The following is a 22,498-nucleotide window of genomic DNA, read 5'->3' on the forward strand; positions in this document are numbered from 1 at the left end:
ACATGGAAAATGTAGTCATTATTGATGGCATCCGCACCCCAATGGGGCGCTCAAAAGGTGGTGCATTCCGTCAGGTCCGGGCTGAAGATCTCTCCGCTCACCTGATGAAAGAGCTATTTAAACGTAATCCGGCAATACAGCAACATGAAATTGATGACATCTACTGGGGCTGTGTACAGCAAACTCTAGAACAAGGTTTCAACATTGCCCGTAATGCAGCTTTACTGGCTGATATCCCTCACTCTGTACCAGCCGTGACTGTTAACCGGCTATGTGGTTCATCAATGCAAGCGCTGCATGATGGCGCTCGTATGATCATGACCGGAGAAGCCAATGTCACACTGATCGGTGGTGTAGAGCACATGGGCCACGTTCCAATGACTCATGGCGTGGATTTCCACCCTAAAATGAGTCTGAGCGTTGCCAAAGCCGCAGGAGTCATGGGTTTAACCGCTGAAATGTTGGCGAAGATTCACCATATCAGCCGTGAAATGCAAGATGAATTTGCACTTCGTTCGCACCAACGTGCAACACAGGCAACACAATCAGGCGCATTCTCCAATGAGATATCAGCAATTTATGGTCACGATGCCGATGGCATATTGAAGCTGTTTGATTACGATGAGGTAATTCGCCCGGATACTAATCTGAAAGATCTAGCCGCACTGCGTCCTGTATTCGATCCAGTAACAGGCTCAGTCACAGCAGGCAGCTCTTCTGCTTTATCCGATGGTGCGTCTGCAATGTTGATAACCAGTGAAAGTTATGCCAAGAATCTGGGGCTGAAACCTCGTGCCCGCATCCGTTCTATGGCAGCTGTTGGTTGTGATCCTTCCATTATGGGATATGGCCCGGTCCCTGCTACACAAATGGCGCTCAAGAAAGCAGGTTTAGAACTGGGTGATATTGGTGTGATGGAATTAAACGAAGCATTTGCTGCTCAGTCACTTGCCTGCCTGAAAGGTCTGAATTTGCTGGATAGTATGGATGACAAAGTTAACCTAAATGGTGGCGCAATTGCTCTCGGTCATCCTCTAGGCTGCTCAGGCGCTCGCATCACAACAACATTGTTGAACTTAATGGAACGCCGCGATGTTCAATTTGGGCTAGCAACCATGTGTATCGGTTTAGGTCAAGGTATCGCCACCATTATAGAAAGAATGGATTAAGAACGTATCTGTAAGAATTATTATAACTGAGTCGTTGTTGCCGTAATTCCCGCCTGTCAGGGGCGGGTTTTTTTATTATTTTAAATAAATTCGAAAGCATCACCATACATGTTGTCAGCAGAAGCATCACGCTCACCACAAAAGCGCTCACGAGCAATTTTTGCCATTTCAAATCGCCCTGCAATGTAAATATCATAATTGACCAAACTACCAAAATCCTCTAGTACTGCTTTAAGCACTGTTCCTGTACGTCCACACCAACCATTCTCTGACTGTTCAACAACCGGAACAACCTTCAAATTAGGATAGCGCTCTGTAAGTAACTGTAATTCAGCAAGATCATATAAATGTTGTAATTCTCTGCCTCCCCAATACATAGAGATCTGACGTTCAGGTTGTTCTTCTAACGCTGTCAGTAATATTGAACGGGTGTAAGAAAACCCCGTACCGCCGGCAATTAATAACAGAGGATTAGCACTGCTTTGACGGAACCAAGCTTTACCATGAGGGATATCAATATTGATCATTTTCTGATCCAGAATTCTATCCATCACAGCCATTGCATACAAATTCAGTTCAGAAGCGCCAATATGTAATTCAATAAATTCCTTTTCTGAAGGCGTTGATGCCATTGAAAACGGACGTTTATCTCTCTCATCCATTACCACCATCAGATACTGACCGGCGCGGAATGAGAACGGAGAATCGGGAAGTAACCGTACCCGATAAACCGTATCAGTAATAGCCTCTACAGAGGTTACTTTGCAGCTCAGTGTTGTCATGCGTTCCCTCTTATGGTCCTAAAATATCTAATTCATCCCAGATTTTGTCGACGCGGGTACGCACTTCTTCACTCATCACAATAGGACGTCCCCATTCCCTCTGCGTCTCTCCCGGCCACTTATTCGTTGCATCCATTCCCATTTTCGAACCTAATCCTGAAACTGGCGATGCAAAATCGAGATAATCTATCGGAGTATTCTCCATTAATACTGTATCTCTTGCCGGGTCCATTCGCGTAGTGATTGCCCAAATGACATCGTTCCAATCTCTGGCATTGATATCATCATCACAAACAATAACAAACTTTGTATACATAAATTGCCGTAGATATGACCAAACCCCCATCATGACCCGCTTGGCATGGCCCGGATATTGTTTCTTCATAGTCACGACGGCAAGACGATAGGAACAACCTTCAGGAGGCAGATAAAAATCGACAATTTCAGGAAACTGTTTTTGTAAAATCGGTACCAGCACCTCATTCAATGCAACCCCCAACACAGCAGGTTCATCTGGCGGGCGGCCAGTATAAGTCGAATGATAAATAGCATCATGACGCTGAGTAATATGTGTCACAGTGAACACCGGGAACATATCGACTTCATTATAATAGCCCGTATGATCACCATATGGCCCTTCTGGAGCTAACTCCCCAGGCTCAATATACCCCTCCAATACAATCTCAGCACTGGCTGGCACCTCCAAGTTACTTGAAAGACATTTCACAACTTCTGTTTTATATCCTCTTAATAACCCGGCAAATGCATATTCCGATAATGTATCAGGAACCGGCGTCACAGCCCCCAATATTGTCGCAGGATCAGCCCCCAAGGCAACAGCCACCGGGAAACGTTCTCCTGGATGTGCCTGACACCATTCCTGAAAATCAAGCGCACCACCACGATGAGATAACCAGCGCATAATGAGTTTATTTTTACCCAGTACCTGCTGGCGATAGATACCAAGATTTTGCCGCTCTTTATTCGGGCCACGAGTGACTGTCAGCCCCCAAGTAATCAATGGCGCAGCATCCTCTGGCCAACAGTGCATGATAGGAATACGGGTTAAATCTACATCGTCACCAACCAAAACATGTTCCTGACAAGGTGCAGTATTAAGTCGCTTAGTTGGCATATTAAGGACTTGCTTAAATTTCGGTAGCTTATCCAATAAATCACGAAAACCTTTCGGAGGATCGGGTTCTTTCAAAAAAGCTAATAGCTTACCTACATCATGCAAAGCTTTAACATCTTTCTGCCCCATCCCCATAGCAACACGTTCAGCAGTACCGAACAAATTACACAATACAGGCATCGAATAACCTTTGGGATTTTCAAACAACAAGGCAGGCCCACCAGCGCGAAGGGTACGATCTGCAATCTCAGTCATCTCCAAATAAGGATCAACTTCAACACTGATGCGTTTCAACTCACCTTTATGCTCCAATAAGGCTAGAAAATCTCTTAAATCACGGTATTTCATACTATTCATTTATGCCGGTTTTTAAGGGGGAAAACATTATAAGCCATCCCACTCAGCTTTTTTGTGTTTTTTTCAGAAGACTACAAAGTAAACCAATAAGTTACTAAAAAGCAACGGGGTTAATTCAACCTTGCGACCTTAAAGTCAAATACAAAGCAATGGAGCCTAATGAGTTAATATTTGAGCATCAAATTACTCAGTAAGATGCTTAGTTGGAACATCTTGCTCTGGTACATCTTGATACCTTCACTCTTACCACAGAAATAATGCTATAACTATCTCCTCTGGGTTCACAGCACAAAATATAGCCAGTCGTTCATCACAGATTTTTCATATGACGACTCAATAACTATCAAATTTTGCAATTACTCAACAGAAATACTGATATTTTTCTTTTATTAATATCTATTGAACAAATAACAATCGATTTTATATTAATTACTTTATCTGTCACTTATCAAAATATTACTTATCGCTTTTTTACTGAAAAACATAAGATCTACTCATAACAATAAATATGCATCATTAAACAATTATCACTAAGATAATGCCTGTAACGCCCTTTTCTATTTTGCTATGCTTAATAGTCATTGGATCAAGGTTAAATAAAGATGGAAAACTGGTACCTCATTTACTGTAAGCGTGGGCAAATTTCACGAGCAATAGAAAATCTGGAACGACAGGATGTTGCTTGCCTGACTCCTACCGCGAGAATTGAAAAAATAACCCGTGGTAAACGTACTGTGAATATAGAACCACTTTTTCCTAATTATCTGTTCGTTCAGTTTGACCCTGAAGTTATTCATACTACAACTATCAATTCAACACGCGGTGTTAGCCATTTTGTCCGTTTTGGCGTACACCCGGCTATCGTACCGGAAACGTTGATTAAAGAGATCGTATCAGCAACTGAGCAAGAATATGTCTCACCAGACACACCTGTGGCGGGCGATACCGTATTAATCACCGAAGGAATTTTTGAAGGATTGCAAGCTATCTACAATGAGCCAGATGGAGAAACCCGTTCTATTCTGTTACTTAATATTCTGAATAAACAATTACCTAAGGCACTTGATAATAAGCAGTTTGTGAAAATTTAACCAAATAAAAAACGGGCGGAATTTACATTCGCCCGTTTTTTATCAAATATTAACGTTTCTGTTCATATAACTGTTGAGCAACCTGTTTCGCAAAATAGGTCAGTACACCATCTGCTCCTGCGCGTTTGAAACATAGCAGAGACTCCACAATTACCTGTTCCTGTAACCAACCATTCTGAATAGCAGCCATGTGCATGGCATATTCGCCAGATACTTGATAAGCAAAGGTTGGTACACCGAATGTATCTTTTACCCTGCGGATAACATCCAGGTAGGGCATACCTGGTTTTACCATTACAGTGTCAGCGCCTTCCTGCAAATCCTGTGCAATCTCCTGCAATGCTTCATCACTATTCGCAGGGTCCATCTGATAGGTTTTTTTGTTACCCCCTTTCAGATTACGATTTGAACCGATTGCATCACGGAATGGACCGTAATAACCAGAAGCATACTTAGCGGAGTAAGCCATAATTTGAGTATTTACATGTCCTTCCGCTTCAAACAGTCCACGGATTGCACCAATACGCCCATCCATCATGTCGCTCGGCGCTACAATCTCAGCACCAGCTTCTGCATGTGACAATGCCTGTTTGACCAAGATCTCTTTGGTGACATCATTCATTACATAGCCATCCTGGTCGATGATCCCATCCTGACCATGTGTAGTGAATGGATCTAATGCCACATCAGTTAGCAACCCTAGTTCAGGAACAGCATCTTTCAACGCACGAACCGTACGTTGAATCAACCCATCAGGGCTATAAGCTTCTTCCGCACCCAGAGATTTTTTATCTGCTTCAATCACGGGGAACAGAGACAATACAGGAATCCCCAATCGGGCAATCTCTTCAGCTTCTTTCAGCAAAAGATCCATCGTCAGACGATACACCCCTGGCATAGAGGGCACTTCTTGACGACGATTAGTGCCTTCCATCACAAATACAGGGTAGATTAAATCATTAACAGTTAATTGGTTTTCAGCAACCAGACGGCGGGAAAAATCATGACAGCGCAACCGGCGCATACGTCGACCAGGGAAAGTTCCTGGAAATGCATAGCTCATATAGCTCTCCTAACTCAAACCCAGCGCACTCGCGCTGGGTTAATTAATATGCTATCGCTTCGTGTTAATTATCTTAGCACTACAAAACAACATGTTAAGATTACTATTATCACTTTTCCGTATTCACTTCTGGCGTTTCCTGTTCATCTTCCTCTGAACGATCTCCCAATTTCCGCTGTCCGGTATAAAAACGGGAGAGCAAAATCCCCAGTTCAAACAGCAGATACATAGGAATAGCCAACAAGGTTTGCGAGAAAACATCCGGCGGCGTTAACAACATGCCAACAACAAAAGCACCGACCAAAATATACGGACGCTTTTTCTTCAAGGACTCAGGAGTAACTACCCCACTCCAGCATAATAAAATAATGGCAACAGGTACTTCAAAAGAGACGCCAAAGGCCATAAACAGTGCCATAACAAAGCTTAAGTAGTTGCTGATATCCGTTGCAATCAGCACCCCTTCTGGTGCCGTTTTAGCAAAGAATCCAAAAGCAATCGGAAATACAACAAAATAAGCAAATGCCATCCCTAAATAAAACAACAAGCTACTGGAAACAAGCAGAGGGATCATCAAGCGGCGTTCATGTTTATATAACGCAGGTGCAATAAATGCCCATACTTGATAGAGAACCATAGGCGCAGATACAAATATCGACACCATAATGGTCAGTTTTATTGGCGTAAAAAAGGGAGAAGCGACATCTGTCGCTATCATACTGGCACCTTGAGGCAATTGCTTAATCAAAGGCGCAGAAATCATTTGATAGATGTCGTTAGAAAAATAAACCAATGCTAAAAAAACCACTAATACAGTCAATAAACTGTTTAGAATTCGCTTACGCAGTTCAATAAGGTGACTGATAAGTGGTTGGGTATCATCAACAGCCATGTTTTAGTGTTCACCATTAACTTAATCAGAAGTTTTTTTCTTCGTTGCAGAAACCGTTTGATCATCAACTGGAGCTGAAGGCTTAGATGAAACCGCAACCTGAGATGCTGCCGGCTTTTGTGCTGCCTCATTTATTCCTGATGCTTTCATATTCTCTGCGTCAGGTTCATTTTGGTATGCTTTTTTCAAAGACTCAGCAGCTTCTTTTAGCTCATCCATCGAAGCTTTTAGTTCCGGGGATAAATTCTGCAACCCCGCTTCTTCTTGAACTTTTTTCAGGCTTTCCTGGAGCTCCTGCAACTTCAACTCTTGTGCCAGCTCATTTTGGACGTTAGTAGCTAAAGAGCGCAGTGCCCTGATCCAACCAGCAACTGTTTTTACCGCCACCGGTAGCCGTTCTGGCCCCAAAACCACCAAGCCAATGACCATAACTAGCAGCAGCTCGCTAAAACCAATGTCAAACACGGTTTATACCTGCTCTTTGTTTTTGCTCTCAGATGTTTCAGACTGAGCTACAGATTGTTTTTCAGTAATGTTTTTCATCTCAAAATCGGCATCATTACTGGTTTTTTGAGCCTGTTGAGGCTGATTATCATCCCCTATCGCCTTTTTAAAACCTTTAATAGATGCTCCAAGATCAGAACCCAAAGTACGGAGTTTATTCGTGCCGAACAACAGCACCACAATGACCGCAATAATGAGTAATTGCCAAATGCTTATACCGCCCATTCTGATTTACCTCTATTTAATAGGGATTATTTTAATAGCTCATTATACATACCACGAACTATAACCGACCTTCAAAAAAATCTGTCATAAGACAAATTTTACTCAATCTTACTCAGACGACACCAGCCAAACAACCATGAAACGGTACCCGCGCCTATAAACAACCAAGGAATATTTGCCAAGCCAGACAACAAAAACAAGCTGCCACAGAGAAACAATGTCGCACCAACACCAAGCAAATACTGAGACTGTCGCTGTTTTATCTGTTGCCCTTTCAAATGACCTGATAACTTCTCAATGCTCACTTGCAAATGTTTATGCTGCTGAAGACTGTCATACACTAATTCAGGTAGTTCTGGCAACTTTTCTGCCCAATAAGGCGCTTTTTCTTTCAACGCCCGGATAACAGCGGGCAATCCAACCTGGCTATGCAACCACTCCTCCAGAAACGGTTTTGCTGTTTTCCACAAATCAAGCTGTGGATAAAGCTGCCGTCCTAAACCTTCTACATACAAAAGCGTCTTTTGTAGAAGAACTAACTGAGGCTGCACTGCCATATTAAAACGACGCGCAGTATTAAATAGATTCAGAAGTACATGACCAAATGAAATTTCAGCAAGTGGCTTCTCAAATATTGGCTCACAAACTGTACGGATTGCAAATTCAAAATCTTCAACATTGGTATCACTAGGAACCCAGCCTGAATCCACATGAAGTTCAGCAACTTTCCGGTAATCACGATTAAAGAAAGCAATAAAATTCTCAGCCAGATAACGTTTATCATCTTTATTAAGAGAACCAACAATACCGTAATCAATACCAATATAAAACGGATCTTCAGGACGTTCATAGCTAACAAAAATATTTCCCGGATGCATATCCGCATGGAAAAAACTATCGCGAAAAACCTGCGTAAAAAAGACCTGTACTCCCCGTTCGGCCAGCAATTTCATATTGGTATTCTGCGCTTCTAATGCTTCAATATCAGAGACAGGGATACCATAAACTCGCTCCATCACCAGAACATTTTCACGGCAATAATCAGAATAAATTTCCGGTACATACAGCGTTGAGCTATTTTCGAAATTACGGCGGAGTTGAATTGCATTAGCCGCTTCACGCAGCAAATTCAGTTCATCAATTAACGTCTTCTCGTATTCCCGCACAACTTCACGAGGACGTAAACGGCGTCCATCGGGCAATAACATTGGTACCCAATTAGCCAGACGGTACATTAACCGGATATCCGCTTTGATAATCGGCAGAATATCAGGACGAATGACTTTGATAACAATTTCCTGTCCATTCTCTTTTAACCGAGCTGTATGGACCTGAGCAATTGAAGCAGAGGCCAGAGCAATAGGTTCAAAATCATCAAACCAAGTTTCCAATGGTCCGCCTAAAGCAGTTTCAATATATTGACGCGCCAGAGCACCATCAAAAGAGGCAACTCGGTCTTGCAATAATGCCAATTGATCCGCTATCGCGGGAGGAAACAGATCACGCCGCGTTGAAAGCATCTGTCCAAATTTAATCCAAACAGGCCCTAATTCCTGTAAGGCAAGTCGCAGTCGCTCTCCAAGTGATTTATCTTTATGTCTATTCGGGACCCAGAACAATAAATAACGACCAAAACGAAGAGGCCAGGTTAAGCGAATCCGGGGAATGAGTTCATCCAATCCATAAGAAAGAAAAACCCGTATGATCAAATAAAGGCGCCTTAATTCACCTGGAGTCATATTTTCCCTCTAATACTGCCAATCGTTGTTCTATTTGCTCGATATCTTTGGCCAACATGCTAACTTCTTCACTGAAATAAGCCACTTCAAGCTGATTTGGGGCTAGTTTCCATTCTTCTGTTAACGCTTCCGCCAGATAATTTTTCTGGCATTCCACTGAACCGGAAACAAACTGAAATCCTTTTTTAAGGAGTTGACTAATACTTTCGGCAGCAATATCCCCGAAATAAGGAGAAAGATAATGGGCCAAATCCCATTCAACCATATCTAACAAAGCAGACCATTGCTGAACAACCTGCATATCTCCTTCAATAACCATTTCACCGCTATTGAGCAATTTGGAAATTTGTTGGCGATCCCGTAGTTTAAGCAAAGCAGCAAAGTGAGTTTTAACCGTGCAATCGGCAGATTCGCCCCATTGGCTTAATACGTCCACCTGTTTCTCACTGAACACCAATGTAAGTGGCGTGTTCATCTCTTTTAATTCGATCGACAAAACTTTGTCTACCAACCGCATACGGGCTGGCCTTAACACCGGTTCACGGTACAACAGGTAATTCAACGATGTTTCCATCACTGCGGTTAAAACCGGCGTAAGTGTGGAATTAATGGCTGTACTCAGTGATGGTCTTTCCATCTCAGAATTTAAAACCTCTGTGTAGTGCAACAATGCCGCCGGTCATATTGGTATAAGTCGCCTGTTCAAAGCCAGCCTCTTCCATCATCGTTTTAAGCGTTTCCTGATCAGGATGCATACGGATGGATTCCGCCAGATAACGATAACTGTCAGCATCCCGCACAAAAACCTGACCAATTTTTGGCAGCACATGGAAAGAATAAGCATCATACGCTTTGCTTAACGGTGCGAACAAAGGTTTAGAAAATTCAAGTACCAATAAACGCCCACCCGGCTTCAACACCCGAAACATAGAACGCAGGGCTTTTTCTTTTTCGGTAACATTGCGCAAACCAAAAGAGATAGTGATGCAATTAAAATAGTTATCAGGGAAAGGCAACGCTTCCGCATTGGCTTGCACATAGCTAACATTGCCAACAACACCAGCATCACGTAATTTTTCACGCCCAACTTTCAACATAGATTCATTGATATCAGCAAGAACAACTTCGCCTTTTTCACCAACTATACGAGAAAATTTAGCAGTCAGATCGCCGGTACCACCCGCTAAATCAAGTATCCTCTGACCTCTGCGCACACCACTGGCATCAATAGCCACACGCTTCCAGATACGATGGATGCCAAACGACATTAAATCATTCATTAAATCGTATTTTGTCGCAACAGAATGAAACACATCAGCCACCATGCCTGCTTTTTCATCCTTTGCTACAGTACGGAAACCAAAATGTGTGGTTTGTTTCGTGTGGTCTACCATGTTATTTGCCCATTTTTTATTCAAAGCGTTATAAAAGTGTATCAGCCTTTCAGGTAAAACCCCATCCTGGTATTAATCATTAGCACAGAATGGTTGACTGGCCTTATCAACCAGTTCGGAATCAATCGGCCGTTTCACCTCAACACCTAAATTACGAAAACTCTCTGCCTGACTTATCAGGTTGCCACGTCCCTCAATCAGCTTTTTCATTGCCAGTCGATAATTAAGTTGAGCCTTATCCAAACTTTGCCCCAAACCTTGCATGTCATCGACAAACAAACGCATTTTATCGTACATACGGGCAGCCTTATCGGCGATTAAACGCGCATTTTGGCTTTGATACTCATAGCGCCACAAGTTATTAATAGTACGTACAGCAACCAACAATGTTGATGGACTAACTAGCATAATATTGTATTTAAGTGCTTCATCAAGCAACTCAGGCGCCTTGTTAAGCGCAACCAGATAAGCGGGTTCAACCGGAATAAACATCAATACATAGTCCAACGATTTCAGCCCAGGCAACTGTTGGTAATCTTTGCGGCTCAAACCACGAATATGGCCTTTAATTGAGTCGATATGTTCTTGAAGGGCTAACTCCTGCTGATGCCGATCGCCACTGTTGAAATAACGCTCATAAGCGACCAGCGACATTTTGGCATCAATGACCACATCTTTCCCTTGTGGCAAATGAACAATAACATCGGGTTGGAAACGGCGGTTACCCTCTACCTTGATACTTACCTGAGTACAAAATTCATGCCCTTCTCGTAAACCAGAGGCTTCCAGAATACGGGATAACACAACTTCGCCCCAATCTCCCTGAATTTTATTATTACCTTTAAGGGCATTCGTCAGATTGATAGCTTCCTGCGCCATCTGGACATTCAGTTGCTGTAAATTACGGATTTCATGTGCAAGAGTATGACGTTCACGGGCTTCCTGACCAAAACTCTCCTGTACCTGCCGATGAAGGCCATCAAGCTGTTCGCGAAATGGCGCTAAAAGCGTATTGAGACTCTGCCGATTTTGTTCATCAGTACGGCGACCCGTTTGTTCAAAAATACGGTTAGCCAAATTCTCAAATTGCGTATTCAAACGTAGTTCACTGTTGATCAGCAACCGCTGTTTCTCTTCAGCCGCAAAGCGACTCTCTTCCAAGCGTGTCGTCACTTCCCGCAGTTCAGATTCTTGCACGCTATTGACTTCTCTCTGAGCCCGCAATTCCTGGTTCAATTGTTCACATTCAACCCGCCAATAAGCGGATTGTTCAAGTTTCTCATTAGCAACGGCAAGCTGGCTATCCAATTTCCGTAACTCCAGCTCTTGCTGTTGAATACGTTGATGAACGGAGAACCAAACAAGAATACCACCGCCCAACAGGCCGCCAAGTGTACCTATCAACGTATATAACAACTGGATACCCACCGGTACTTCCTCTATCTAATGCTTAGACCAGATAAACTAAATTGTCACTGTATAGATGTCCAGAATGATTTATACAGATGGTTCAGTCTGCGAAGCCGCTCCCAATTAACTCACCCATTTCACTAACCATTGCAAACCAAACGCGCCTGGAGCTAATACGCCAAAAGACCAGATAAGTGCGGAACAGATATTCGCTATCTGGAAATAACGCAATGGCATGGCACAAATACCCGCGACCAATGGCACAATTGCCCGGAATGGCCCAAAGAATCGCCCGAAGAAAATGCTCCAGATACCCCAACGTTCAAAGAAATGGTGTACTCGTGTCAGTAATTGCGGTTTACGGGAAATCGGCCAAATTTTACCAACATCACCTTTAAAATGGGCGCCTACAATATAAGATACCCAATCGCCCAAAAAAGCCCCCGCTGCGGCTGCCAACCAAATTGGCCAGAAATTAAGGCCACTTTCACCTATTAATGCCCCCAATCCAAGCAATATTATCGTTGCAGGTAATAACAAGGAGAAAAAAGCCAGAGATTCACCAAAAGCGAGCAAGAAAACAATCGGCATGATCCAGGTATCATGAGCTTTAACAAAAGCGATCACCAGATCAACTATTTCATGAAGACTCAAATTCATATTCCTATACTGATTAATATACCCTATGGATTTCAAGATGCATCGCGACGGCAAGGGAATGAATCCCCGGAAGCATAGCGAACTATGTGACTGGGGTGAGCGAGCGCAGCCAACAAAGAGGCAACTTGAAAGATAACGGGTAATACCATATTCAATTTAACCACCGCTGCATTAACCAGAATTAAACCAACTTTTTATTCAAGGAAATAATCTTGTAATTTCTTACGAACAGCAAAATCAAGGCCAAGATCTTTCTCCAGCCATATATCTACACTGCCATAATGCTGATTAATACTGTTTAATGCCGTCATTAAAAACTCTTCTCTCACGGAATAAACATAAGCGAATTTATCAACCACATCGTCACTCATAGTTTTCGCATGCTCATTTAACAAATATTCACGATAAGGAGCCAGAGTAGAGTGAGTCACTAAATAATCCTCCATTACCGTATCCAAATCAGCCCCCAATGCAAATAATACTAGAGCAGAGCCTACACCGGTTCTGTCTTTACCCACCGCACAATGCTGGACGATTCCCCCTTTTTCCGGTTGTTGCAGTAACTTAACCAATGTCTTATAGGCCGAGTTTTTTAGAGGCAATAATTCATAAAGACGGAACATAAATGCCTGAGGATTAAATTGTTCCAACATCTCTGACGCTAATTTTTCCAAATTCGCATTCACTTCATCAGATAAGGGGTTGGCCGGAGCGTGATAATAATTAGCGCCATTCCATACCAAATCAGGCTTATCCTCTACTTCACTGATATCACGATAATCTATGATTTGAAAGAGATTTTTATTTGCCAGGAAAGATAGGTCTTTTTCTGTTAAGCGATCCAGAGAACCAGAACGGAAAAGTAAACCTGATTTGATTTTTCCACCATTCGCGACTTTTTTACCGCCTAAATCACGAAAATTAATCCCTCCATTGAGTGGAAGCACTGATGGATGCAATAAAGATGTTGTGATCATGATGACTCTTAATTAATTGTTAGGTGTTAAGACATTAACAGATTTCTCTTTAAAATAAGAGTGAGCCGGAATACTCCGGCCCAAAAAGTATGATTTACAACAAACGGCGAGCAGCTTCTACTACAATCCCTAATGCGTTACTTTCTGTTTTCTCAAGTAATTCAACATTAGGAATCTCCTGCTGAGTACGGTTAACAATAACACCGGCAACCATCCCCGCACGCAGTCCTTGGCTTGCACACATTGTTAATAAAGTTGCCGATTCCATTTCATAATTCATGACCCCCATCGCCTGCCATTCAGCCATTGAACCTTTGAAACGGCTCACAACACGGCCAGAATAGGTATCGTAACGTTCCTGACCAGGATAAAAAGTATCGGAAGAAGCCGTTACCCCCACATGTACCGTTGCACCTAAATCTTTTGCTGCTTCGTACAAAGCAGTCGTGCATTCAAAATCGGCAACCGCCGGGAATTCCATCGGAGCAAAATGCAGACTAGCACCATCCAAACGAACAGCCGCAGTAGTCACCAACACATCACCAACATTGATATTTTCCTGAATTGCACCTGTTGTGCCGATACGCAAAAAAGTACGCACACCCAATTGCGCTAATTCTTCAACAGCGATAGAAGTTGATGGGCCACCGATACCCGTAGAGCACACAATGACAGCTTTACCATCAATTTCTGCCCTCCATGACGTAAATTCACGTAAAGAAGCAAGATGAACTGGATTATCCATCAATCTTGCGATTTTTTCTACACGTTTCGGATCACCCGGAACAATAGCTAAAGTTGCGCCTTGTAGGTCGTTTTTGGTCAGACCTAAGTGAAATACATCAGACATATCAGACTCCTCAGCAAGAAGAATTTATAATGAAATTAGTTGGGATCTACTGTATTGAGCATTTAGACATCTTTTAGTGATAAATGTCACTTCAAAGTAATATAAAAAAGAAAAACATACATTATTTTGAGATGTAAATCACAAAATAGACATGAGATGGGTAAAAAACAGGGTGTTTTCTTCCACCCACAAACTAACTGGAATTAGGTTTGTATTATGGAAAAAACAATCCATTGTTTAGTTATTTTTATATATAAAACATGCTGAGAGAAATATATCACGGATTATCTCATTGAAATATTTTCTCCCTGAGAGTTAATAGAGGCTAATATCCATCCCATCAATAAAGAAAAAATTATCGTTTCACCACCCGGACATAAAAAAATACTTACAACAAACTATCAACTTAACCAAATATAAGTCACTGTCGTTATTAAAATATTCTCCTAACATTTATAAATCAACAACGCAATAATCTTGGATATTTTAAAAATAACTTTTTCTTATGATGAACATATTAAAAAATTAACTGTATTTTACTTCCATAACTAATAAACAATTTTCTTGCTTATTTACCAATATATTACAATTATATTTTCAACAAAAATAAAACAATTACCAAATATAAATATCACAGTTATCTTTTTATAGAATGCATATTGTTTATACCCTATGGATTTCAAGATGGATCGCGACGGCAAGGGAGCGAATCCCCGGGAGCATAGGTAACTATGTGACCGGGGTGAGTGAGTGCAGCCAACAAAGAGGCAGCTTGAAAGATGACGGGTATAGATATATTAGACTCTTTCTATCATAATTAAGGGCACTATCGATGACGACACAAAAAACAGTTTTAATTACAGGTTTCGAGCCTTTCGACAAAGAAACGATTAATCCATCCTGGGAAGCAGCCAAACAATTACAGGGACGAGAATTATGTGGAGCCCGCGTTGAAGCGCGTCAGCTTCCATGTGTGTTCGACGTCTCCCTAGCCTGTCTGTATGCTGCTATTGATGATGTACAGCCTAATCTGGTCATTGCCGTGGGACAGGCAGGCGGTAGACCAAATATTACCGTGGAACGCGTGGCAATTAATATCAATGACGCTAGTATTCCTGATAATCAAGGCAATCAACCTATCAATACCCCCATAGTCACAACAGGCCCTGCCGCCTACTTCGCCACGTTACCGATCAATGCGATAGTCAAGGGTTTGCGTGAAGCAGGAATCCCTGCCTCCATTTCACAAACCGCAGGCACTTTTGTTTGTAACCACGCCATGTACGGCTTGTTGCATCATTTAGCATGCTCCAATCCTGAAATACGCGGTGGATTTATCCATATTCCTTATCTGCCTGAACAAGCAGTTCGGTATTCAGGTGCTCCGAGCATGGCCCTAGAAACAGTTATAACCGCACTGGAAATTGCTATCGATGAAGCATTAAAAAACAGTGAAGATATCACCGTTAATGGAGGCGCAACTCATTAATTTGATATTCCGCTTGTGGGACTGAAAGTTTTCCTCTGAGAAAATGACAGGCACAGACAGTATGCTCTACTGATAATATCAATCAAACAGTAAAGATAATCCTCTCTGTGCCTGCACAATATCCGTATGCAAATATCAAGTACCTGATACTTTATTAAATTATTAATCAGCACACCATTTACATAGGTTATTTTATAATTTCGAATGTTATTACATTGAAATTTAGTTTATTCAATAAAACCGGTCATACCGTATGGGAATATAAATCATCTTTAGTTATGAAATTAGATATATTATCCAAGTCTATTGATAGAATTATTTCACCTAGTATCCCACGGTTAATATCAGATTCGTCTATTTTTGTTACTTTTATTTCTGAAAGATGACCATTCATATTTTTAAAATATGTATCCTCATTATTTTTAGTTCTGATTACCCTCCGTTTTGAATACAGATCATATTTATAAACCTCTGTATTGATCTCTTCTGGAAAATACATCTGACCAACAAAAGCAAAATGCTCTTTGTCAGTTACATTTGTGCTCAATTTTCTAATTCCAATATGAATATGAGTTGCTCTACCAGCATAAAACCCAGGATAAATAGTCGTAAAATGAACTATCCCATTTTTATCCGATGGTTGAGCTCCTCTTAGAAAACTTTTATCATCAGTTCTATTGGCAGAAGCTATTCCCGCAACGTTAGGTACTACATCGGGACTGATATAAGTCCAACCGGAATATTTCCCCCGACTATTACAATGCCAGATATCAACAAATAAATTATCAACGGGTTTACATGTTTTTTCATCCATGACAGTAATTTTCAATAAAAAAGGTATTCCTAATTCTGAATCAGTAATATCCCTTCTTACAATTTTGTCATTTCGGAAATATGGCCCTGATATCTGCTCTGGCGCAAGCGTACATATGCCTATTCCATGTTGTGATGATAATTTTGCTTCCGCACGAGCTAAACTCATCGGAGCAAGCGCAGCAGTCGCCGTAATAGCAGCGCTACTTTTCAAAAAATTTCTTCGAGAGCTACTTTTCTTACCTTGCAACTTATTAACATCCATATAATCCTCTCTTTAATTATTAAGTTTCTATTACAATGCTTCCATCTTGTTAATACCCGAGTTATTTTGTTAATAAAATGTACTTTTACAAATACCAATATGGCATATATAAGTTACTAAAAGTTTGGTAATAGAAAAGATCCCGGCTAAGCTCGCATCACTATGCACTACTGCAAGAAAAAAAGATTATTTTATGAAAAATGCCTATCACCAATTAAAGGTGACAGGCAAATTGTTGGATGAGTTATTTCACTGATTCACGAAGACGTTTCGCCGCTTGTACCATGTTTGCCAGTGACTGGCGAGTTTCAGTCCAACCTCGGGTTTTCAAACCACAATCCGGGTTAACCCACAAGCGTTCGACCGGAATACGATCAGCCGCTTTACGTAGCAGTGCTTCAATCCATTCAACACTAGGTACGTTAGGTGAATGAATGTCATAAACACCCGGCCCGATCTCATTCGGATAAGAGAAGTTTTCGAATGAATCCAACAACTCCATATCTGAACGGGAAGTTTCAATGGTAATCACGTCCGCATCTAATGCTGCGATGGAAGGCATGATGTCATTGAACTCGCAATAACACATATGAGTGTGAATCTGTGTGTCATCTTTAGCAATTGCAGCATTCAATTTAAATGCCTCTACTGCCCAATCAAGATAAGCCTGCCACTCTTCCCGGCGCAGTGGTAAACCTTCCCGCAATGCTGGCTCATCGATCTGGATGATACCAATACCCGCTTCTTGCAAATCGTCCACTTCATCACGCAGCGCCAATGCAATCTGCTTAGCAATCGTCTCGCGGCTGACATCCTCCCTTGGGAATGACCAGCAGAGAATTGTCACCGGACCGGTTAACATCCCTTTGACAGGTTTCTCCGTTAGTGATTGAGCATATTTAGCCCATTCTACCGTGATAGCTTCAGGACGGCTGACGTCGCCAATAATCACCGGTGGCTTAACACAACGGGAACCATAGCTCTGAACCCAACCATTTTGCGTAAAGACAAAACCGTCGAGGTGTTCACCGAAGTATTCCACCATGTCGTTACGTTCAGCTTCGCCATGAACCAATACATCTAACCCTAGACGTTCCTGTTCGTTAATTGCCTGCTTAATATGTTCACAGATATTGGTGCGATAGCTGGCGCCATCTACCCGGCCTTTTTTGAAATCCAAACGCAAACCACGAATTTCCGTCGTTTGTGGGAACGATCCAATGGTTGTTGTCGGCCACAATGGCAAGTTATAGCGCTGACGCTGTATTTCCGCACGCTGTGGGTATGGCTGATTACGCTCGCTGTCCTGTGGATTAATTGCCGCAAGGCGTTCAGTAACAGCCTGATTATTTACCCGTTTAGATTCACGACGGGCGCGGATTGGCGCACTGTAAGCATCCAATTCCGCTTGTTTACCGCCTTCTGGCTGATTCAATGCCGCAGCCAGCAAGGCTAACTCTTCACATTTCTGCAATGCGAACGCAAACCAGCTTTTCACCTCGGCATCAAGCGCAGTCTCATCATTCAGATCAATAGGACTGTGCAGAAGAGAACAGGAAGAACCAATCCACAATGTACGGCTATCTACCAATGGCTTAATCAACTGATGTTTAGCGGTTAAATCAGCACGCCATACATTACGACCATTAATCACACCAAGGGAAAGCACCCACTCTTTTGGCAATGACTCATTCAGTTGCGCGATATCATCTTGACCAGCAACCAGATCCACATGCAGCCCTTGTACCGGCAAGGATTTGATCGTTTCTAGATTGTGACCAACGCTATCGAAATAGGTAGTCAGCAATAATTTAACCTGTCCTTGAAGCGCCTGATAAGCAACCGGATAAGCGGCTAACCACTCTGCTGGCAGTTCCAGTACCAACGCAGGTTCATCAATCTGAACCCACTCGATACCACGTCTAGCTAACTCAGCTAATACTTGCTGATAAACAGGAAGAATATCTTTCAATAAAGAGAGACGATCAAATACCTGACCTTTCACTTTACCCAGCCACAGGTAAGTTACCGGCCCCAGTAAAACTGGTTTCACTTGATGACCCAGAGCCAACGCTTCATCTACTTCTTCTAATAACTGAGTCCAACTCAGTTTAAATTCCTGCCCTTGCTGAAATTCCGGCACGATATAGTGGTAGTTAGTATTAAACCATTTAGTCATTTCCGCGGCGGCGGCAGGTTCACCCGTCGGCGCACGACCGCGAGCAATACGGAACAGTGTATCTAGATCAATCGTGCCATCTGGATTCTGGTGACGCGGCGGCACATTACCGAGCAGTAAACTAGTGGTTAGAACATGATCATACCAAGCGAAATCACCAACCGGCACTAAATCAACACCAGCCTGCTTTTGTTGTTCCCAGTGACGGGCACGTAACTCTCGGCCAGTTTCCAATAATTCTTGCTGAGAAATTTTCCCTGCCCAATAGTTCTCCTGAGCCTTTTTGAGTTCTCTTTTCAAACCGATACGTGGAAAGCCAAGTGTGTGATTAATAATCGTCATTTCATTATCCCGTCATTTTTAGCCGTCTAGATGTTTACACATCCATAATCAACAGGTAAGGTATAAACCACAAGCGCAATTTATTCATTATCATCCTGAAGGTTTCTCATGATCGAAATAAAACATCTAAAAACACTACAATCATTGAGTCATTGCGGTTCATTAGCAGCGGCAGCCAATCATCTGCATCAAACACAATCCGCTTTGTCTCATCAGTTCAGCGATCTTGAACATCGCCTTGGCTTCCGGTTGTTCATCCGTAAAAGTCAACCGCTTCGCTTCACGCCACAGGGTGAAATTTTATTACGACTAGCAGAACAAGTGCTTCCTCTGGTTCAAAATGCACTCCGCGAATGTAAAGAGCCGGGCCAAACAAATCTACGTATCGCCATTGAATGCCATAGTTGTATTCAATGGCTGACACCGGCACTCAAGCATTTCCGAGAAACCTGGCCCCAAGTCAATGTGGATTTCAAATCCGGCGTTACTTTTGATCCACAGCCAGCATTACTGCAACGGGAATTGGATGTCGTTTTAACATCAGATATTCTCCCGGAGAGTCATTTGCACTACACACCGCTATTTGATTATGAGGTCAAACTGGTTGTCGCTCCGGATCACCCTCTGGCAAATAAATTGCACATTCAGCCAAAAGATTTAATTGATGAAACCTTGATGATCTACCCCGTTCAGCGTCAGCGATTCGATATCTGGCGGCGTTTCTTGCAACCTGCGGGGGTTGCCCCTACGTTGAAAAATGTGGATAACACGCTGTTACTGATCCAAATGGTCGCTGCCCGCATGGGAATCGCAGCCCTGCCACATTGGGTTGTTGAGACATTTGAAAGGCAAGGGTTAGTGGTAACTAAAACACTGGGAGAAGGTTTATGGAGCAGACTGTACGCTGCCGTTCGTGAAGGCGAGCAGTATCAGCCTGAAACTGACGCATTTATCCATTCCGCTCGTCAACACGCGATGGATAATCTGCCATTCGTAAAAGGAATTGCAAAATTAAACGTCGATGACCCCAGAACAACGCAGCAACCAAACTCCCTCCAATGGTAAATTTTACCAACCATTCCACCGGAACCAACGTATTATTCATTATTGCCAGGGGGTTCCGGTATCTATGATGCAAAAACTCATGCCACCAGCCAGACACGAGTAAACACCACAAATCAGCTATCAACCTGACAAGTGAGATATTCACCGATCAGGCTGAATAAAGTGATTCGCAAGATTGTCGTAACCACCAACAAACTACAAGATATCAGTGCTCTTTCTGTACCAGCAGAGCTTCCAGTAAATCCAAATCATGCAGTAAGGTTTGCAATGTCTCATTACTGATTTTTCTGGTTGCACGCAGATGATACAACTCACCACGCTCTGCCCTCAATGCGGTCAGACGAAAACGACGTTCCAAATCTTCCACTAGCAAGTTATGTTCTATCTCATCCTGCCCCACAGTACGGCGACGCAAATAACCAATTACCCTGGAAGCAACTTCAGTAATAACCTCAGCATCCAATTGCTCTTCGGGACTAGCAGAAAGACGCTCTTCCATCTTATTCATACTAACAATCGCCACTTCCGCCATCGCTGCCCGCGCCACTCGTACCTCACTGACATCTGCCTCTTTATCAGAAGCTTGAATGCCCCGTAACAGGAATGGCAAAGAGAGAACGCCAATTAACAACGAGAACAGAATGACTCCCGCAGCAATAAAGATAAGCTGATAACGGGCCGGGAATGGCGAACCATCCGCCAGAAACAGAGGTACAGACAGTGCGCCAGCAAGCGTGATTGCTCCACGAACTCCGGCAAAAGATGCCAGCCATAATTCACGAGTGGTATAAGTCGCAAAATTCAGTGGATTTTTTTTCATAAAAACTTTGCTGATATTCTTCATCAGCCATAACCAGCAGAAACGCAGCAGTAGAAGAGCGCCATAAATCACTGCGACCGCGGCGAACAGCATCCAGGTTTCAACGGTCGGATCAAGTTCTGCCTGTACAACGGAAGTTTGCCAGATCCCCGGCAATTGCAGGCCCAACATGATAAACACCAGGCCATTAAACACGAACGCCAACATTGACCAGACGCTATCAGCACGTAAACGCATCGCTAATGGCGCATTACGGATAACCCCTGATTTACTGATAGTCATACCTGCGGCAACCGCAGCCAAAATACCGGAAACGCCAATATGTTCCGCAATCAAATAAGAAGCAAACGGCAACAGCAACATGAAAACAATTTGGGTTGCTGGATCGCCACCGCTCCAACGATTCATTAAACGCAGGGATTTACTGTACAACCAAGTTACTGCAATACCGGATAACAAACCGCCAATAGCAACCTTGACGAATTCTATGGTCATGCCAGTAACAGAAAATGCCATCGTTCCCATTGCTATCGCTACAGCGAACTTTAAGGCTACCAGGCCGGAAGCATCGTTCATTAACGCTTCCCCTTCCATCACATTCATCATGCGCTTAGGCATGCGCCTTTTTCCGACAATGGATGATAAAGCCACCGCATCTGTTGGCGATAGCACAGCAGCAAGAGCAAAAGCAGCAATTAACGGAATGCCTGGCATCAGCCAATAAATCAGATAACCAATACCGACAACAGTAACCAGCACTAATACCAGCATCAGTATGAAAATTTCCCGTCCGTACTGGAAAAACTCTCTGGTTGGCATTTTCCAGCCATCAACGAATAACAAAGGAGGAATTAGCAGAACGAGGAATAGCTCAGGATTAAAAGTAACATGTAAGCCAAAGTGTGGCCAAGCCAGCAATGCTCCCATTGCAATCTGCATTAACGGCAGAGGTATGCGGAACGGAATCACTTTAGTCAGAACACCAGAAACTGAAACCACCAAAATCAAGATCAGAATAGTAAAGAATATTTCCATGTTGCCCTTACAATTTACCTAAGAACCGTTGGTATACAGATTGAAACTCTCTTTCTTCCCGTTAACACAAAAACAGTGAGAATAAATCTTAAGACTAAAATAACTGAATCAATCGAAAAAGGTAGATACACACGGAGCCGTATCCGAAAGAATTGCAGGAATATTGTAAACTAATCAGATAAATAGCGGGGGAAATAATTGAGAATTTAAAAGTAATCGCAAGAAATGGCAAAGTGCGCAGG

20 protein-coding genes are annotated in these 22,498 nt (G+C 42.6%); 4 read left to right on the top strand and 16 right to left on the bottom strand.

The window, feature by feature from the left end; genetic code table 11:
* The first annotated feature begins 2 nt into the window (after positions 1 to 2).
* Positions 3 to 1,169 carry an acetyl-CoA C-acyltransferase FadA gene (gene fadA / locus B0X70_RS22140; protein ID WP_046397217.1) on the top strand — a complete coding sequence of 389 codons (1,167 nt, stop codon included), beginning with the start codon at positions 3 to 5 and terminating at the stop codon, positions 1,167 to 1,169.
* Positions 1,170 to 1,249: 80 nt separating this feature from the next.
* On the opposite strand, the gene fre is transcribed toward fadA, so the two are convergent.
* Both fre and ubiD read right to left on the bottom strand, forming a co-directional pair.
* Entirely contained in the window at positions 1,250 to 1,951 is a 702-nt protein-coding gene (gene fre, locus B0X70_RS22145) for an NAD(P)H-flavin reductase (RefSeq protein ID WP_036778280.1), read from the bottom strand.
* 10 nt (positions 1,952 to 1,961) lie between these two features.
* Positions 1,962 to 3,434, bottom strand: coding sequence for a 4-hydroxy-3-polyprenylbenzoate decarboxylase (gene ubiD / locus B0X70_RS22150; protein WP_046397216.1), 1,473 nt, complete (start codon positions 3,432 to 3,434; stop codon positions 1,962 to 1,964).
* A gap of 611 nt (positions 3,435 to 4,045) precedes the next feature.
* On the opposite strand from ubiD, the gene rfaH reads away from it, so the two are divergent.
* Positions 4,046 to 4,534 (top strand): transcription/translation regulatory transformer protein RfaH, encoded by a 489-nt coding sequence (gene rfaH, locus B0X70_RS22155; protein ID WP_040153298.1) that lies wholly within the window; start codon positions 4,046 to 4,048, stop codon positions 4,532 to 4,534.
* Between the two features lie 49 nt (positions 4,535 to 4,583).
* Here the strand turns inward: rfaH and hemB are convergent, their stop codons facing one another.
* From hemB to udp, 11 genes are all read right to left on the bottom strand, one after another.
* Positions 4,584 to 5,597: a porphobilinogen synthase gene (hemB, locus tag B0X70_RS22160; protein WP_217470414.1), complete on the bottom strand. Its 1,014-nt coding sequence runs from the start codon at positions 5,595 to 5,597 to the stop codon at positions 4,584 to 4,586.
* A 109-nt stretch (positions 5,598 to 5,706) separates the two neighbouring features.
* Positions 5,707 to 6,489, bottom strand: coding sequence for a Sec-independent protein translocase subunit TatC (gene tatC / locus B0X70_RS22165; protein WP_036778273.1), 783 nt, complete (start codon positions 6,487 to 6,489; stop codon positions 5,707 to 5,709).
* A 21-nt stretch (positions 6,490 to 6,510) separates the two neighbouring features.
* Positions 6,511 to 6,954, bottom strand: a complete 444-nt coding sequence (tatB, locus tag B0X70_RS22170) for a Sec-independent protein translocase protein TatB (protein WP_046397214.1) — start codon at positions 6,952 to 6,954, stop codon at positions 6,511 to 6,513.
* A 3-nt stretch (positions 6,955 to 6,957) separates the two neighbouring features.
* Positions 6,958 to 7,218, bottom strand: coding sequence for a Sec-independent protein translocase subunit TatA (gene tatA / locus B0X70_RS22175; RefSeq protein ID WP_046397213.1), 261 nt, complete (start codon positions 7,216 to 7,218; stop codon positions 6,958 to 6,960).
* A gap of 98 nt (positions 7,219 to 7,316) precedes the next feature.
* Positions 7,317 to 8,957, bottom strand: coding sequence for a ubiquinone biosynthesis regulatory protein kinase UbiB (gene ubiB, locus B0X70_RS22180; protein ID WP_046397212.1), 1,641 nt, complete (start codon positions 8,955 to 8,957; stop codon positions 7,317 to 7,319).
* Positions 8,944 to 9,594, bottom strand: coding sequence for a ubiquinone biosynthesis protein UbiJ (ubiJ, locus tag B0X70_RS22185; protein ID WP_046397211.1), 651 nt, complete (start codon positions 9,592 to 9,594; stop codon positions 8,944 to 8,946). Before ubiJ ends, ubiB begins: the two co-directional genes overlap by 14 nt.
* Before the next feature lies 1 nt (position 9,595).
* Positions 9,596 to 10,351 (bottom strand): bifunctional demethylmenaquinone methyltransferase/2-methoxy-6-polyprenyl-1,4-benzoquinol methylase UbiE, encoded by a 756-nt coding sequence (gene ubiE / locus B0X70_RS22190; RefSeq protein ID WP_217470415.1) that lies wholly within the window; start codon positions 10,349 to 10,351, stop codon positions 9,596 to 9,598.
* 72 nt (positions 10,352 to 10,423) lie between these two features.
* The gene (gene rmuC, locus B0X70_RS22195) at positions 10,424 to 11,719 is read right to left on the bottom strand and encodes a DNA recombination protein RmuC (RefSeq protein WP_418889076.1); all 1,296 of its coding nucleotides are present in this window, start codon (positions 11,717 to 11,719) and stop codon (positions 10,424 to 10,426) included.
* Between the two features lie 165 nt (positions 11,720 to 11,884).
* Positions 11,885 to 12,421: a DedA family protein gene (locus B0X70_RS22200; protein WP_377312254.1), complete on the bottom strand. Its 537-nt coding sequence runs from the start codon at positions 12,419 to 12,421 to the stop codon at positions 11,885 to 11,887.
* A 194-nt stretch (positions 12,422 to 12,615) separates the two neighbouring features.
* Entirely contained in the window at positions 12,616 to 13,398 is a 783-nt protein-coding gene (locus B0X70_RS22205) for a tyrosine-protein phosphatase (protein WP_217470417.1), read from the bottom strand.
* A gap of 94 nt (positions 13,399 to 13,492) precedes the next feature.
* Positions 13,493 to 14,248, bottom strand: a complete 756-nt coding sequence (gene udp / locus B0X70_RS22210) for a uridine phosphorylase (RefSeq protein WP_036810294.1) — start codon at positions 14,246 to 14,248, stop codon at positions 13,493 to 13,495.
* Positions 14,249 to 15,080: 832 nt separating this feature from the next.
* On the opposite strand from udp, the gene pcp reads away from it, so the two are divergent.
* On the top strand, positions 15,081 to 15,737 hold the full coding sequence (gene pcp, locus B0X70_RS22215) for a pyroglutamyl-peptidase I (RefSeq protein WP_217470418.1): 657 nt from the start codon (positions 15,081 to 15,083) through the stop codon (positions 15,735 to 15,737).
* A gap of 244 nt (positions 15,738 to 15,981) precedes the next feature.
* Here pcp and B0X70_RS22220 read toward each other — a convergent pair whose 3' ends face one another.
* Together B0X70_RS22220 and metE are read right to left on the bottom strand one after the other, a co-directional pair.
* Positions 15,982 to 16,815 carry an intradiol ring-cleavage dioxygenase gene (locus B0X70_RS22220; protein ID WP_105394877.1) on the bottom strand — a complete coding sequence of 278 codons (834 nt, stop codon included), beginning with the start codon at positions 16,813 to 16,815 and terminating at the stop codon, positions 15,982 to 15,984.
* 244 nt (positions 16,816 to 17,059) lie between these two features.
* Entirely contained in the window at positions 17,060 to 19,336 is a 2,277-nt protein-coding gene (metE, locus tag B0X70_RS22225) for a 5-methyltetrahydropteroyltriglutamate--homocysteine S-methyltransferase (RefSeq protein ID WP_217470419.1), read from the bottom strand.
* A 108-nt stretch (positions 19,337 to 19,444) separates the two neighbouring features.
* On the opposite strand from metE, the gene metR reads away from it, so the two are divergent.
* Positions 19,445 to 20,401 carry an HTH-type transcriptional regulator MetR gene (metR, locus tag B0X70_RS22230; protein ID WP_217470420.1) on the top strand — a complete coding sequence of 319 codons (957 nt, stop codon included), beginning with the start codon at positions 19,445 to 19,447 and terminating at the stop codon, positions 20,399 to 20,401.
* Positions 20,402 to 20,606: 205 nt separating this feature from the next.
* On the opposite strand, the gene B0X70_RS22235 is transcribed toward metR, so the two are convergent.
* Positions 20,607 to 22,256 carry a Na+/H+ antiporter gene (locus tag B0X70_RS22235; protein ID WP_217470421.1) on the bottom strand — a complete coding sequence of 550 codons (1,650 nt, stop codon included), beginning with the start codon at positions 22,254 to 22,256 and terminating at the stop codon, positions 20,607 to 20,609.
* Positions 22,257 to 22,498 lie beyond the last annotated feature (242 nt).

Source organism: Photorhabdus akhurstii, from assembly GCF_019090985.1.
Lineage (GTDB): Bacteria > Pseudomonadota > Gammaproteobacteria > Enterobacterales > Enterobacteriaceae > Photorhabdus > Photorhabdus akhurstii.